The organism is Exiguobacterium sp. s142 (genome assembly GCF_018618455.1).
Taxonomy (GTDB): Bacteria; Bacillota; Bacilli; order Exiguobacteriales; family Exiguobacteriaceae; genus Exiguobacterium; species Exiguobacterium aurantiacum_A.
Window position 1 is genome coordinate 200,994 of the sequence record NZ_JACSMB010000003.1, and the last position, 12,363, is coordinate 213,356.

Here is a 12,363-nt window from a genome sequence, read left to right on the forward strand (position 1 = left end):
TTTTCTAATGAAATCCTCGTGGTGCTCTAACGTCAACGTTCTATGATGAAGGTGTAGAGAAGGAACAGCACATGGAACGAGGAGGAAACATCATGAAATTACTTGGGTGGATTTTAGGGGTCGGCCTGGCCGTACTCGCTGTCGCAGGGATCGGATTGTATGTCGCGAACGACAAGACGGATACGGTCATCATCCCACGCGCCATCGATAGTGCCACTAGTGGAACCGCCGACGCGAAAGATGACGCTGCGAAGGAAGCTGCTACTTCCAAATCGTACTCATCTTCAAGTGACGTGCCCGTCCGTTCGGTCGACGATGACGGCTATGAACTATACGGGACGCTCGTCAGCTTGTCAGATCAGGACGTGACGATCAGCTTCAGCGGAAAAGAATCGACGTACCCACTTGCGGCACGCCATGAGATCGATGATGACACCCCGAAAGCCGGTGACCGTGTCAAACTCGAGTTCAATCAAAACAATGAAGTGAAAGAAGTCGACCGGGAGAGCGACGACTTCGACATTTACGGTAGTTTCGTCAGCCTCTCGGATCGAGACGTCGTCATTGAGCGTGACGGGAAGCAAGTGACGTACCCACTCGCCGCTCGCTATGAAATCGATGATGAGATGCCAACAGCCGGTGATCGCGTCAAACTTGAATTGAACATGCAAGAGCAAGTCAAAGAGATCGAACGTGATGATGACCGTGACAGCGCAGACGATAGCGATGATAGTGACGACGGTCGAGATGACGATCAAGATGACGACAATTGATGAACGAACGGGTGCCCGCTGGAGGTACCCGTTTTTTTTGATTCGTAATATTTCTGCAAACATAATCGATTCGCATCTTATGATATGATGGAGAGGGAATTTATGCCAACATAACATAATACATATAACGACGATGTAGGGAGAGGGGAGACGAGTGATGAGACTGAGTTGGACTGCCCTGCTCGCCCTCTGTTGCCTCAGCGGTTGTGGTTCGAAAGAAGAGATTAACGCCCTCGCGTTACGTCCGCTCGAAGCGTACGTGACGAATCAGGATGAGCAGGAACACATTTTACCGGAAACAGAGAAGCGACTGCTGGCCTATTGTCGACAACAAACGACGGAACGGCTCCCGTCACGCCGGGGCGAGGTGGCTGAAGTGACGTTTCGCCATCCGCTTTATGCAGAGCTCGGCAGTCAGACGATTAAGTATTGGGTGAGCGGTGACGACCGTTATTTGTCTTGTGCGAACAGCCACGAACAAATCGAGCGGACGTTCCGGATTGACCCCGTCAACGAATTCGAATCGCTCGTCTCGAGTGAACTAGTCGAGACCGACGTCGGAGAGGCGGTCTCGTTTTATCCGGAACCCGATGTCGCAAAAATCGTCAACTTGTTCCGGTTGAATCAAGCGCATGAAACAATCGTCCCGGGATCGACATTCCGCTACCAGACACCGGACAGCGGTTCGTTGTACGTGACGTATGAGGTGATGCGGAACGGCCGGACGCTCGACCGGACGATTGAACCGGGGCTGTTCGTATTCAAGAGCGGAAAGAATGACGGATACGCTTTCCTCACGAAGTTAGCGGATGGCAGGGTCGCGCTACAGATGGGTACGGAATCGTCATGGGAACGCACCGTTCTTTCAAGCGCCTTCACCGGAAAGTATGTATATACCGATTCGACAACTGATGTGTTCACGCTCGATCATTCAAAACGCCAACTGTTGAAACGAGTTGTGCTTGCTGAACAGCCGATTGGAGACGTAAGCGACGCCACCTCGCTCACATTGTCTAAACGATATGATGCGGTCATCGAAGTGTGGGGCAGTGTCAGACGGCCGATGACCACGAAGCTGATGAGTTCGTCCGCTCGTTCGGTGAAGACGAAGCTCGCCACGTACGAGACGAAGGGGAAGACGTCATATCTGGATGGACCGAATACGCAAGAGCTGTTCGAACTCCTGACGCATGTGACAGGCGGAGACAAGTCAGAAGCAGCCGTCCAACACGGGATACTCTCCTTGTACGAACACTTACAAGAGCAACATTTCGAGGTTTGGGTCGAACCTGGGGATCAACGGGTCCACCTCATCGACCTGACGACGAAACAAACGTACGCAATCGACCTGATGCGGCTCGAGGAATTGTTGAATCGATCGATTCGATATAATAGCTGAACTAAATATATTACCCGCTTTATGACAAGACTATGTCATGAAGCGGTTTTTTTGTCGTCAAATTGACACTATATTTTGCTGGAAAACTATCCTATAATTTTTTTTGCGAAGGTTCAACATTACATACATGAATCCGATACATCTATAAAACACACAGCACTAACCTTCTCGTCATCAATTTATGAAGAAAAGGGGGAACGGAGAGACACATCTCAATTCAACCATCATTGTCCGTCACCAAGTTTTGTCAGTCATCAGGAGAGGAATAGGTATTGAAATTGAAAAAGATTATTATGTCTCTAACGGTAGTGTTGTTAATTGTTAGTCTGAACATGTCAAAAACGGGGGCGCAAACGATGAACCCACTCGACGGTGTGAAGAACTATCAAGTGTATTATGGTCATCCGACCGAAACGATCATCAAAGATATGCAAAACTATGATCTCGTCATCATCGAGCCGCTTCATTATACAAAAGCTCAAGTTGAACAGATCAAGTCACGCGGTACGAAAGTACTCGGTTATATTAGTGTCATGGAAGTCGCGACGTGGAACACCGGTCTCATGTCAAAACTTCAGTCAGGTGATTTCTTCACGCGTAACGGACAACGTGTCCACTACTCGGAATGGGATTCTTACTTGACGAACATCGCTTCACCGCACTTCCAAGGGCTCTTGCTCACGGAAATCCAAAACCAAGTCATCGCTAAAGGGATCGATGGCGTGTTCATGGATACGGTCGGCGATATCGACAACGAACATTTGAACAACCCGACCGTGCTCAAGCAGCAACGTGACGGTCTCGTCAACTTCTTGAAAGAAGCGCGTGCCCGTTACGGCAACATCGCTATGGTCCAAAACTGGGGCTTTGACACACTCGAAACGTCGACAGCACCTTACGTCGATGGCATCATGTGGGAGAGCTTCAACGCCGACACGATCAAAAGCGACGCCTGGTCGCAAAACATGATCAAAAAACTTCAAGCAGTCGACACGAAACATTCGGTCAAAACGCTCACAATCTCGACGCGTCAAAGTGCGGAGAGCCACAAACTTGCCGCTGACTCGAAGTTTATCCACTTCCACGAAGCAGACGCTTATGTGAACTGGAACGCAGGTCTTGTGACACGGACGAAAGACACGGCACCGACTCCGGCACCTGTCGTGGTAGCACCAACGACAGAGACGTCAACAGCAACAAAACCGGTAGCAACGAAACCAGCGACGGAAACATCGACTGCGCCAAAACCGGAAGCAACGAAGCCGGCGACGGAAACATCGAGTGCAACAAAACCGGAAGCGACGAAGCCAGCGACGGAAACATCGACTGCACCAAAACCGGTAGCAACGAAACCAGCGACGGAAACATCGACTGCACCAAAACCGGTAGCAACGAAACCAGCGACGGAAACATCGACTGCGCCAAAACCGGAAGCAACAAAACCGGCGACAGAGACGTCGACTGCGTCAAAACCGACAACAGCGCCGACGAAGCCTGCTGCATCGACGAGCACGACAACGAAGCCAGTCGAGCCAAAAGACTCGAAGCAAGCTGAGCCGAAGCAGAAAACAGAAAAAGAACTGAAAAAAGACAAAAAGAAAGCGAAGAAGCACGCGAAAAAACATGCTGCTAAGCATGCCAAGTTCGTGAAGCACGAAAAAGCCAAAGGTAACATGTGTGCAAAAGCAAAGCACAAGACAGCCGGCTTTTTGAACTTCTTCAAATTCTAATCTAGAAGGTAGATCAACCCCAAGGTGTCAAACTGGCCCTTGGGGTTTCGTCTGACCTCTTCAAAAACGGAAGTTGACCCTACCTTTCTAAGAGAAGTTGGGGTACAATGCTCGAGAGAGATTTAGAGAGGAGTGAAGCAAAATGGGAAAAGTACACGTTTATGATCACCCATTGATTCAGCACAAGATGACGATTATGCGCAAAGTAGAGACGGGGACGAAGCAGTTCCGCGAACTCGTAGAAGAGGTTTCTTCACTCATGGCATATGAAATTACACGCGACCTTCCGCTTACTGATGTGGAGATTGAGACACCGGTCTCGGTATCGACACAAAAGATGATTGCCGGCAAGAAATTGGGAATCGTCCCAATTTTACGGGCAGGCCTCGGCATGGTGGATGGCTTCCTCAAAATGATGCCGAACGTCAAAGTCGGTCACATCGGTCTTTACCGTGACCCGGAGACGCTCGAGCCACACGAATACTATCTCAAGTTGCCGACAGATATTACCGAGCGTGACTTCATCGTCGTCGACCCGATGCTTGCGACCGGCGGATCTGCAGCTGATGCGATCGCAGCCCTCAAAAAACACGGCGCGAAGTCGATCAAGCTTGCTTGTCTCTGCGCAGCGCCAGAAGGCGTCGAACGCGTTCAAGCCGAGCACCCAGACGTTGAAATCTATCTCGCCGCACTCGACGAGAAGTTGAACGAACATGGCTACATCGTGCCAGGACTCGGTGACGCAGGTGACCGTTTGTTCGGAACAAAATAAGCAAAACGGAAGGAGGCTCCAGTCGGATCCTCCTTTTTTGTGCACTCAATCTGTCAAAACCAATCCATAATAGTTGAGAAAACCGAAGCAACAACCGATAGTGAAGACAGAAGCGAATGTCATCTGTTGAAATGAGGAAGAGAACGACCATGAGGCCAAAACTGTCACTTTTGCAAGCCTATCTGTTGATTGCGTTATTAGCGCTGTTTTTAACGAGTCTATGGAGCTACAGCGCCTTCCAAAACATCGAACGGCAGAACGAGCGTATCGTCGAAGAGGCGATCCCGATCGCGAACGCGGCGTCTGAACTGTTCGCGCTCCTGCTCGATCAAGAGTTATCGGTCCGTGGCTATACATATAATCAAGATATGTTGTCGCTCCGACAATATAATGAGACGAAGTATGCTCTTGCTGAGACGATCCAAGTCATCCACGAGCTTGACCATCGCCATCCGATTATGCAGGAAATCATTCAAGGAGAGGCGCTTCCGCTCATCAATGAGATGGAGCTGTTTTATGAGTCACAGCTTGCCCTCGTCGATGCGGGCAAAATTGTGGAAGCGAATGCGCGGCGCTATAGCGGGATTGATTACATCAATCAATTTCGAGACGTTGACGCCGACATCCGGGAGGACATCGACAAAATCATTCAAGAGGCGTCACAGCGAAGTGTCAGTGCCTCGAATTCGGCGACGTGGGTGATCGTCATCGTCGTCGCGATCGCCATCCTCTTGTTGCTAGCATTCGTGCACACGTTCCGGCTCGAGCGCAGCAAGCAGGCGCTAATCCATCGGTCGCTTCATGACGCTTTGACCGGCGTTTGGAATCGTCGTGCCTTCGATGAAAAGCTCGAGCGACTTTGGGATGAGACGGAAGAATCAAGTACGGATGTCGCGCTCCTCCTGCTCGACATCGATGCGTTCAAACTGTATAACGATACGTACGGTCATTTGGCGGGGGACGCCTGTCTCGAACGGGTCGCAAAAGCCGTGGATAAAGCAGTCGGGGAAGATGGCATGGTCGCCCGCTACGGCGGCGAGGAGTTCGCGGTGTTACTTCGGCCGCACCATGCCCGTCAATCAAAAGAAGTCGCTGAACGGATTCGCCAAGCGGTTCTTAAGCTGAACATTTTGCATGAAGCGTATCAGCCGCTCCGCAAAGTGAGTGTCAGCATCGGTGTCGCAGCACACATCCCCGGACTAGACGTCGAGAAGTCTGATTTGATCGAAGCGGCTGACCGAGCGCTCTATCAGGCGAAGCAAAGCGGACGCAACCGCGTCTCGATGGGGAAAGCGATGTAGGTCGTTCGATTCGAGGCGCCGAAAACGACCAACGTGGTCAACAAACGGACAGACAAAATCCCGCCCTTTTCAAGGGGCGGGATTTCTGTCTTTATTCTTCGATTAAACCTTCAGAGACGAGGAAGTCGTGAGCCACTTTCTCGGGACGTTGTTTTTCGACGTCGGCGAGGTAGTTCAACTCTTGCATGATTTCGTCCGTGATTTTGCCGTTGAGCAAGTTCAACACGTCTGCGAGCTCGGGATGCTCGGTGAGCGTCTCTTCATTGACGATCGGGACGGCGTAGTAAGGCGGGAAGAACTGTTGATCGTCTTCGAGGACGACGAGTTCGAACCGCTTCAATAGGCCATCGGTTGAGAAACCATCGATTGCCTGGCTCTCGCCGTTCATGAGCGCCGTGTAACGAAGGCCGCCATCGACCGGTTTCACGTCTGCGAAGTTGAACGGATACACTTCTTTCAACCCGAGATAGCCGTCTTCCCGGTTCGAGAATTCGATTGTCGGGCCGAAGACGAGCTCGTCACTCACCGCGGCAAGGTCAGAGACGGTCTTCAAGTTATACTTGTCGGCGTCTTCTTGTTTGACGGCGATAGCGAACGTATTGTTAAATCCAATCGGGTCGAGTGTCCGGATATCAAACCGCTCTTGCATTTGCGACCGGACTTGTTCGTAGACAGCGTCCGGGTCGTTATCGACTTCTTGCTTCAAGACGTCGACGAAGAGTGTTCCGGTGTACTCGACATAGGCATCGATTTCACCGGTCCGGAGTGCGCTGAATGCGACTTGCGTACCGCCGAGGTTAAGTTGACGCTTCACCTCGAGATCGGTCTTGTCTTCGATCAAATCGGCAACCATGTTCCCGAGGATCGCTTGCTCCGTATAGTTTTTCGAGCCGATGACAATCGTATCGTCTTCACGGGTGAAGGCGTAAATCGAACCGGCGAGGAGCAAGGCGAACGCTGTCGCGATCACGATGAGCGGTTTCGCCACTTTTCTAGCGGGACGGTGTTTTTTCTTCTTCATCCGTCCGTCAGCGAGGACGATCCCGTTCGGAGCGACTTTATACTCGATACGGCTGACGATGAAGTCGATCAAGAGTGCGAGTAGACCGGCCGGAATCGCACCTGCTAAAATCTGGTTGTTGTCGACTGTCTGGATACCGGCGAAGACGAGGTAACCGAGGCCACCTGCTCCGACGAACGCTGAAATCGTCATGAGACCGACAGCTGTGACGGCTGATATGCGAATCCCGGCCATGATGATCGGCAAGGCGAGCGGCAATTGGATCTTGCTTAAAATTTGGCGATCGGTGAGGCCGATCCCTTTAGCAGATTCGAGCGTGTCACCTGGAATGCTCGACAGACCCGTGTACGTGTTCTTCACGATCGGAAGCAGTGAATACAGGACGACCATGATGATGGCCGGTGTCGAACCGATTCCGATGAACGGGATGAGGAAACCGAGCAAGGCAAGACTTGGCACAGCCTGAACGACGCTCGTCAGACCGAGGATCGGTTTGGCGAGGCGTGGCATCCGGAGAATCAAAATACCGAGCGGGACACCGATCAGCACTGCGAGCGAGACGGCGAAGACGGTCAGTTGCAAGTGTTCAAGCAAGAGCGTACCGATTTGGTCGGTGTTGCCCGCGACGTAATTGAAAAAAGATTGAATCGTATTCATATTGTTTCCTCCTCTTGCATGAATTGCTCACTGAGGACGGAAAGCAAACTGCTGCGTGTGATGAGTCCGTTAAGGATAGGTCCGGTCACGACCGGCAGATAGCCTTGGTCGCTCGTGTTCATGACGTCTAAAATATCGAGGAGCGAGTCCTCGCTCGAGACGAAAGCGTAGTTCACATTCATGACTTCCTCGAGTCGTCTCGTCTTATCTTGAATCCCGTGGACGTCTTTCAATTTGATGAGTCCTTGAAGGACGCGATCGCGGTCCGTGATCAGGAGACTGTCGACTTTGCGTGAACGCATGATTTCAATCGCTTGCAACACCGTGCGTTTGCCGCTGATCGAGACAGGGTCCGTGATCATGATATCTTTCGCTTTAATATATTCAGGGCTGTTCCAAATTCGATTTTTACCGATGAACGCTTCGACATACTCGTCTTTCGGGTTACGGAGAATCTGTTCCGGCGTATCGAACTGAACGATTTCCCCGTCACGCATGATACAAATACGATCAGCCAGCTTGATCGCCTCATCCATATCGTGGGTGACGAATACAATCGTTTTCTTGACTTCCTCTTGCAGGTTGAACAGTTCTTCTTGAAGGTCATTCCGTGTCACAGGGTCGAGGGCGCTGAACGGCTCGTCCATCAAGATGACTTCCGGGTCGTTCATGAGGGCGCGGGCGAAGCCGATGCGCTGCTGTTGACCGCCGCTCAGTTCACTCGGATAGCGATCGATGAATTGATCCGGGTCGAGGCCGACCATGCGGAGCAAGTGCTCGGTCCGGGCGTCCATATCCTGTTCGGCGTGTCCTTCGAGTCCGGCGATCAATTGGATATTCTCGCGGATCGTCATATGAGGAAAGAGGCCGGTCTGTTGAATGACGTAACCCATTTGGCGTCTCAGTTCGATCGGGTCCATCTTGCGTGTGTCTTGACCGTTGACGATGATCGTCCCGGATGTCGGTTCGATCAAACGGTTGATCATTTTAAGCGACGTCGTCTTACCGCAGCCGGACGGGCCGATAAAGACGACGAGTTCGCCTTTGTTAATCGTCAAGTTCATTTCCTTCAGTACAGTCGTACTTTTGAAAGTCTTCTCTACATTTTTAAACTCAATCATTGACTCAACTCTTTTCAAAAATTATTTTCACATAAACTTATTTGCCCGTTGTCGAAGGATTGTAAACATTATTTTTGGAAAAAGTGTTTAACAGGTTGCAAAAGGGGGGAATATTACTTGCTGTTTAAACAGTGCGAAGAGCTGCTCATGGCAAGAGAGACGCGATTATCAGTTTTAAAGTCACAAAATAGACACAAATATAGATGGCGCTTACATCGTAATCGCAGACTCCCCACAAAGGTTGGCATCGATTCCGGCTTGATAGCGTTGGGTTTTCAGCCGATTCATGCTTAGAAATGACGATGTGAGATTCGTCACTACAAATTTGTAGGAATCGCTCGACACGGCAAAAAGATAATCGGTATACTGATACAGGATAATGAAAACGATTTCAATACGAAATCAGCGTCCGTTTTAAAACCTTTTGTGAACGTGAGGTGGTTTACGTTGTATTTTCCAATACGCGGATGTATAACTGAACTATTCCTCATCTGATTCGGTTTGTGAAATATTATAAAGTCAACATTTTTATTTCATCATTTCTTCACACTTCTTTAAAATTTAGCGATTTTAATTTAGTTTCTGAAGTGCGTGAAAGCCTTGATACGACTCGGTTTAAAGCGCTTTTATAATTGTGAAATCGTTTGACTTATTATGCTATTTCTATTACTCTGAACTTGTGTGACTTTTGATGGTCACGCGAGTGTAAATCGAAGAAGATGAAGTGCTGGCTGCCGGTTAGAAAGGGGAACTAGGATGACGAAAAAAGACAATCGTTACCTATCCTACGCCTCGCTCGCCTCACAAATCTCGACCGCGCTCGCCGGACCAATCGTCATCGGTTATCTCGTCGGCCAATATGGGGCGAGACGTGAATTTTGGGGCACGTTTGGTTGGAATGTGTCGGTGTTTCTTGGAATGTTTATCGGGATCACCGCGCTCGTACTCACCCTTCGAAGTTTAATGACAGGAGAGGACGAATGAAGCTAGAGCAAACGGAACTACAACAAGTGCAAGCAGACAGAAAAGCACAACAAGAATTGATGAAACGCTATACGAAGTGGTTTGTCGGATGGTTCGCCATTCTCCTCGTCGGAGCGCTCATCGTCCCTGTGTACAAACCGGTATTTCTCGGCTTGTTCCTGGGTGGGGTCGCCAGTCTGATCATTCTACATATGCAGAATCGCAGCGTCATTCGGATGTTTGACGTGATCGAACATGGACGACGCCCGAAATCGCACGGGACTGTTTCAAGAATGGCAGTCGGTGCGTTAGCCGTGATAGTCGGTCTCTTCTATGAGGATCGAGTATCGCTGATTGCGGTGGTAACTGGTCTAATCGCCGGCCACATCATACAATTTGGCGAGTTCACACTTGCCCAGCTCAGCAGGAAAAGAGGTGAATACTAATGGGTCATGAGTTTCCCACATATTCTCTACAACTTGGAGACTATACGTTATATGGGAGCTGGACGAACGTCATTACGGTGCTAATCGCATCACTGCTCGTCTTTGCGTTCGCCGTTTGGGGAACACGACGCTTGGCCATGAAGCCGACAGGTAAGCAGAACTTGATGGAATTCTTCGCGGAATTCGTACGCGGGATCATCTCGAGTGCGATGGATTGGAAGACAGGAGGCCGCTTTATCGGGTTTGGAATGACGTTGATTTTGTTCATTCTGATTTCGAACTTGATGGGTCTGCCGTTCAACGTCATTTCCGGTCACTATCTATGGTTCAACTCACCGACGGCCGATCCTTACGTCACATTGGCGTTGTCGACACTCGTCGTTGCAATGTCACACTATTACGGCGTGAAGCTACACGGTTTCAAGCACTATTCGGCGGAATTCGTGAAGCCGGTCTGGTTCTTATTGCCGATCAAGCTTATCGAGGAGTTCGCGAACACCTTGACGCTCGGTCTGCGTCTTTACGGTAACATCTTTGCCGGTGAAATCATGATTACCATCATCTTGGGACTCGCAATTACCGCACAAGGAGCACTTAACCCGCTCGGTGCTGTGTTCGCAATCCTGCCGATGATTTTATGGCAAGGTTTTTCAATCTTTATCGGGGTTATCCAATCCTACATTTTCCTGACGCTTGCAATGGTGTACATCGGGCATAAAGCTTCAGCCGAGCATTGATTCGGATAAGCTGGCCTCGCCAAAGCGTTGAACAAAAAAACTATTTACTTACTTTTAGGAGGAACATACACAATGGAACAAATGAATCTTCTCGCAACAGCAATCGTTATCGGTCTCGGAGCACTCGCGGCTGGTATCGGTAACGGTCTCATCGTATACGGAACAGTACAAGGACAAGCACGTCAGCCAGAACTTAAAAACGAACTTCGTCAAACGATGTTCATCGGTATCGGTTTGGTTGAGGCCCTCCCGATCATCGGTGTGGCTGTCGGTTTCCTTCTCCTCAACTCTTGATTACGAGTTAACGAGAACAACAAACGAGGGAGCAAGTCTCCCTCACTTATTTAGTCAAGAGGAGGGTATGCATGGATACGATGATGATTGCAGCTGGTGCTGGTGGCGAAGGCCTCCGCATCCTGGATATGATCTTTACACTTTTCACATTCCTCGTACTCTTGGCCCTGTTGAAGAAATTTGCTTGGGGACCACTCCTTGGAATGATGAGACAGCGTGAAGAGTATGTAGCGAACGAAATCGAGCTTGCTGAAAAGAGCCGCAAAGACGCGGAGACATATGTCGTCGAACAACGTGACGCTTTAAGCGCCGCACGTACAGAATCAAAAGAGATGCTTGACTCAAGCCGTCGTCAAGCTGAAGCCGAACAAGCACGCTTGGTGGAGCAGGCGCGTTTGGAAGCCGAAAAAATCAAGATCGAGGCTGGAAAAGCGATCGAGCGTGAGCGCGAGCTCGCGAAACAGTCGCTTCAAACCGAAGTCGTCACACAGGCGCTCTCGGCAGCACGCCACGTCCTTCAGTCAGACCTTAAGGGCGACGAAGTGAAACAACGTGCCCTCGTCACAGACTTCCTGTCTAAAGCGAAAGGCGCTAACTGATGAACATATCGTTAGCAAAACGCTATGCCAAAGCGCTCTTCGACTTAGCGCGGGAGCAAGGCACGCTCGACCAAGTCGAAGCGGAAGTGCGTCTGCTCGATGAAGTGCTCCACGCGACGCCTGAACTGACGGATCTCTTAACGAATCCTGCAGTCAGCGACAGCGAGCTTGCACAGCTTTTAACACACAGCTTTGGTGATATGACAGAAATCGTGCTTAACACACTTCTCGTCATGGTCGAGAACGACCGTGCGAGCGAAGTTCGCGGGCTGCCGCGTTACGTCTTAGATTACATCAACGACTTCCGCGGCATCGCTGAAGGGTTCGTCACAAGTGCTTACCCGTTGTCGGCAGCAGAGTTGAAAGAAGTCGAACTCGTCTTCGGTCAGAAGATGAACAAGACGCTTCAATTGAAGAACGTCGTCGATGAACAGGTTATCGGTGGACTTCGTGTCCAGATCGGTTACACGACGTATGATGACACAATCGAAACTAAACTAACACGCCTTGAGCGTGAATTGTTGAATGCGTAAGAAATAGGGGTGAATTC

General features: G+C 50.1%; 13 protein-coding genes. 11 read left to right on the forward strand and 2 right to left on the reverse strand.

Translation table 11 applies throughout. From position 1 onward, the window contains the following. The first annotated feature begins 92 nt into the window (after window positions 1-92). From KNP77_RS04805 to KNP77_RS04825, 5 genes are all read left to right on the forward strand, one after another. A complete protein-coding gene (locus KNP77_RS04805) occupies window positions 93-773 on the forward strand; it encodes a hypothetical protein (RefSeq protein ID WP_251138919.1) in 681 nt (226 codons plus the stop codon). Window positions 774-930: 157 nt separating this feature from the next. After that, window positions 931-2,172: a hypothetical protein gene (locus KNP77_RS04810; protein WP_214888935.1), complete on the forward strand. Its 1,242-nt coding sequence runs from the start codon at window positions 931-933 to the stop codon at window positions 2,170-2,172. 332 nt (window positions 2,173-2,504) lie between these two features. After that, the gene (locus tag KNP77_RS04815; protein WP_214888945.1) at window positions 2,505-3,902 is read left to right on the forward strand and encodes a glycoside hydrolase family 191 protein; all 1,398 of its coding nucleotides are present in this window, start codon (window positions 2,505-2,507) and stop codon (window positions 3,900-3,902) included. Window positions 3,903-4,044: 142 nt separating this feature from the next. Further along, complete coding sequence (gene upp / locus KNP77_RS04820; protein WP_035386536.1) at window positions 4,045-4,674, forward strand: uracil phosphoribosyltransferase; 630 nt, start codon at window positions 4,045-4,047, stop codon at window positions 4,672-4,674. A gap of 149 nt (window positions 4,675-4,823) precedes the next feature. Further along, a complete protein-coding gene (locus KNP77_RS04825; protein WP_251138920.1) occupies window positions 4,824-5,975 on the forward strand; it encodes a GGDEF domain-containing protein in 1,152 nt (383 codons plus the stop codon). 91 nt (window positions 5,976-6,066) lie between these two features. Here KNP77_RS04825 and KNP77_RS04830 read toward each other — a convergent pair whose 3' ends face one another. Together KNP77_RS04830 and KNP77_RS04835 are read right to left on the reverse strand one after the other, a co-directional pair. Beyond that, on the reverse strand, window positions 6,067-7,653 hold the full coding sequence (locus tag KNP77_RS04830; RefSeq protein WP_131464590.1) for an ABC transporter permease/substrate-binding protein: 1,587 nt from the start codon (window positions 7,651-7,653) through the stop codon (window positions 6,067-6,069). Continuing rightward, on the reverse strand, window positions 7,650-8,774 hold the full coding sequence (locus KNP77_RS04835) for an ABC transporter ATP-binding protein (RefSeq protein ID WP_131464588.1): 1,125 nt from the start codon (window positions 8,772-8,774) through the stop codon (window positions 7,650-7,652). The genes KNP77_RS04830 and KNP77_RS04835 overlap by 4 nt, the downstream gene beginning before the upstream one ends. Window positions 8,775-9,530: 756 nt before the next feature. On the opposite strand from KNP77_RS04835, the gene KNP77_RS04840 reads away from it, so the two are divergent. From KNP77_RS04840 to KNP77_RS04865, 6 genes are all read left to right on the forward strand, one after another. Then, complete coding sequence (locus KNP77_RS04840) at window positions 9,531-9,758, forward strand: hypothetical protein (RefSeq protein WP_071398354.1); 228 nt, start codon at window positions 9,531-9,533, stop codon at window positions 9,756-9,758. Continuing rightward, window positions 9,755-10,183: an ATP synthase subunit I gene (locus KNP77_RS04845; protein WP_070328179.1), complete on the forward strand. Its 429-nt coding sequence runs from the start codon at window positions 9,755-9,757 to the stop codon at window positions 10,181-10,183. Before KNP77_RS04840 ends, KNP77_RS04845 begins: the two co-directional genes overlap by 4 nt. Further along, window positions 10,183-10,920, forward strand: coding sequence for a F0F1 ATP synthase subunit A (gene atpB / locus KNP77_RS04850; RefSeq protein ID WP_016510243.1), 738 nt, complete (start codon window positions 10,183-10,185; stop codon window positions 10,918-10,920). The genes KNP77_RS04845 and atpB overlap by 1 nt, the downstream gene beginning before the upstream one ends. 81 nt (window positions 10,921-11,001) lie before the next feature. Next, the gene (gene atpE, locus KNP77_RS04855; RefSeq protein WP_035386543.1) at window positions 11,002-11,214 is read left to right on the forward strand and encodes a F0F1 ATP synthase subunit C; all 213 of its coding nucleotides are present in this window, start codon (window positions 11,002-11,004) and stop codon (window positions 11,212-11,214) included. A gap of 71 nt (window positions 11,215-11,285) precedes the next feature. Next, a complete protein-coding gene (atpF, locus tag KNP77_RS04860; protein WP_016510248.1) occupies window positions 11,286-11,813 on the forward strand; it encodes a F0F1 ATP synthase subunit B in 528 nt (175 codons plus the stop codon). After that, window positions 11,813-12,346: a F0F1 ATP synthase subunit delta gene (locus KNP77_RS04865; RefSeq protein WP_070328178.1), complete on the forward strand. Its 534-nt coding sequence runs from the start codon at window positions 11,813-11,815 to the stop codon at window positions 12,344-12,346. Before atpF ends, KNP77_RS04865 begins: the two co-directional genes overlap by 1 nt. Window positions 12,347-12,363: the final 17 nt, after the last annotated feature.

Coding starts and splice junctions, on each gene's coding strand:
- KNP77_RS04840 (WP_071398354.1), top strand. CDS start 9,531: ATGACGAAAAAAGACAATCGTTACCTATCCTACGCCTCGCTCGCCTCA.
- KNP77_RS04805 (WP_251138919.1), top strand. CDS start 93: ATGAAATTACTTGGGTGGATTTTAGGGGTCGGCCTGGCCGTACTCGCT.
- upp (WP_035386536.1), top strand. CDS start 4,045: ATGGGAAAAGTACACGTTTATGATCACCCATTGATTCAGCACAAGATG.
- KNP77_RS04835 (WP_131464588.1), bottom strand. CDS start 8,774: ATGATTGAGTTTAAAAATGTAGAGAAGACTTTCAAAAGTACGACTGTA.
- atpF (WP_016510248.1), top strand. CDS start 11,286: ATGGATACGATGATGATTGCAGCTGGTGCTGGTGGCGAAGGCCTCCGC.
- KNP77_RS04810 (WP_214888935.1), top strand. CDS start 931: ATGAGACTGAGTTGGACTGCCCTGCTCGCCCTCTGTTGCCTCAGCGGT.
- KNP77_RS04865 (WP_070328178.1), top strand. CDS start 11,813: ATGAACATATCGTTAGCAAAACGCTATGCCAAAGCGCTCTTCGACTTA.
- atpB (WP_016510243.1), top strand. CDS start 10,183: ATGGGTCATGAGTTTCCCACATATTCTCTACAACTTGGAGACTATACG.
- KNP77_RS04815 (WP_214888945.1), top strand. CDS start 2,505: ATGTCAAAAACGGGGGCGCAAACGATGAACCCACTCGACGGTGTGAAG.
- KNP77_RS04825 (WP_251138920.1), top strand. CDS start 4,824: ATGAGGCCAAAACTGTCACTTTTGCAAGCCTATCTGTTGATTGCGTTA.
- atpE (WP_035386543.1), top strand. CDS start 11,002: ATGAATCTTCTCGCAACAGCAATCGTTATCGGTCTCGGAGCACTCGCG.
- KNP77_RS04845 (WP_070328179.1), top strand. CDS start 9,755: ATGAAGCTAGAGCAAACGGAACTACAACAAGTGCAAGCAGACAGAAAA.
- KNP77_RS04830 (WP_131464590.1), bottom strand. CDS start 7,653: ATGAATACGATTCAATCTTTTTTCAATTACGTCGCGGGCAACACCGAC.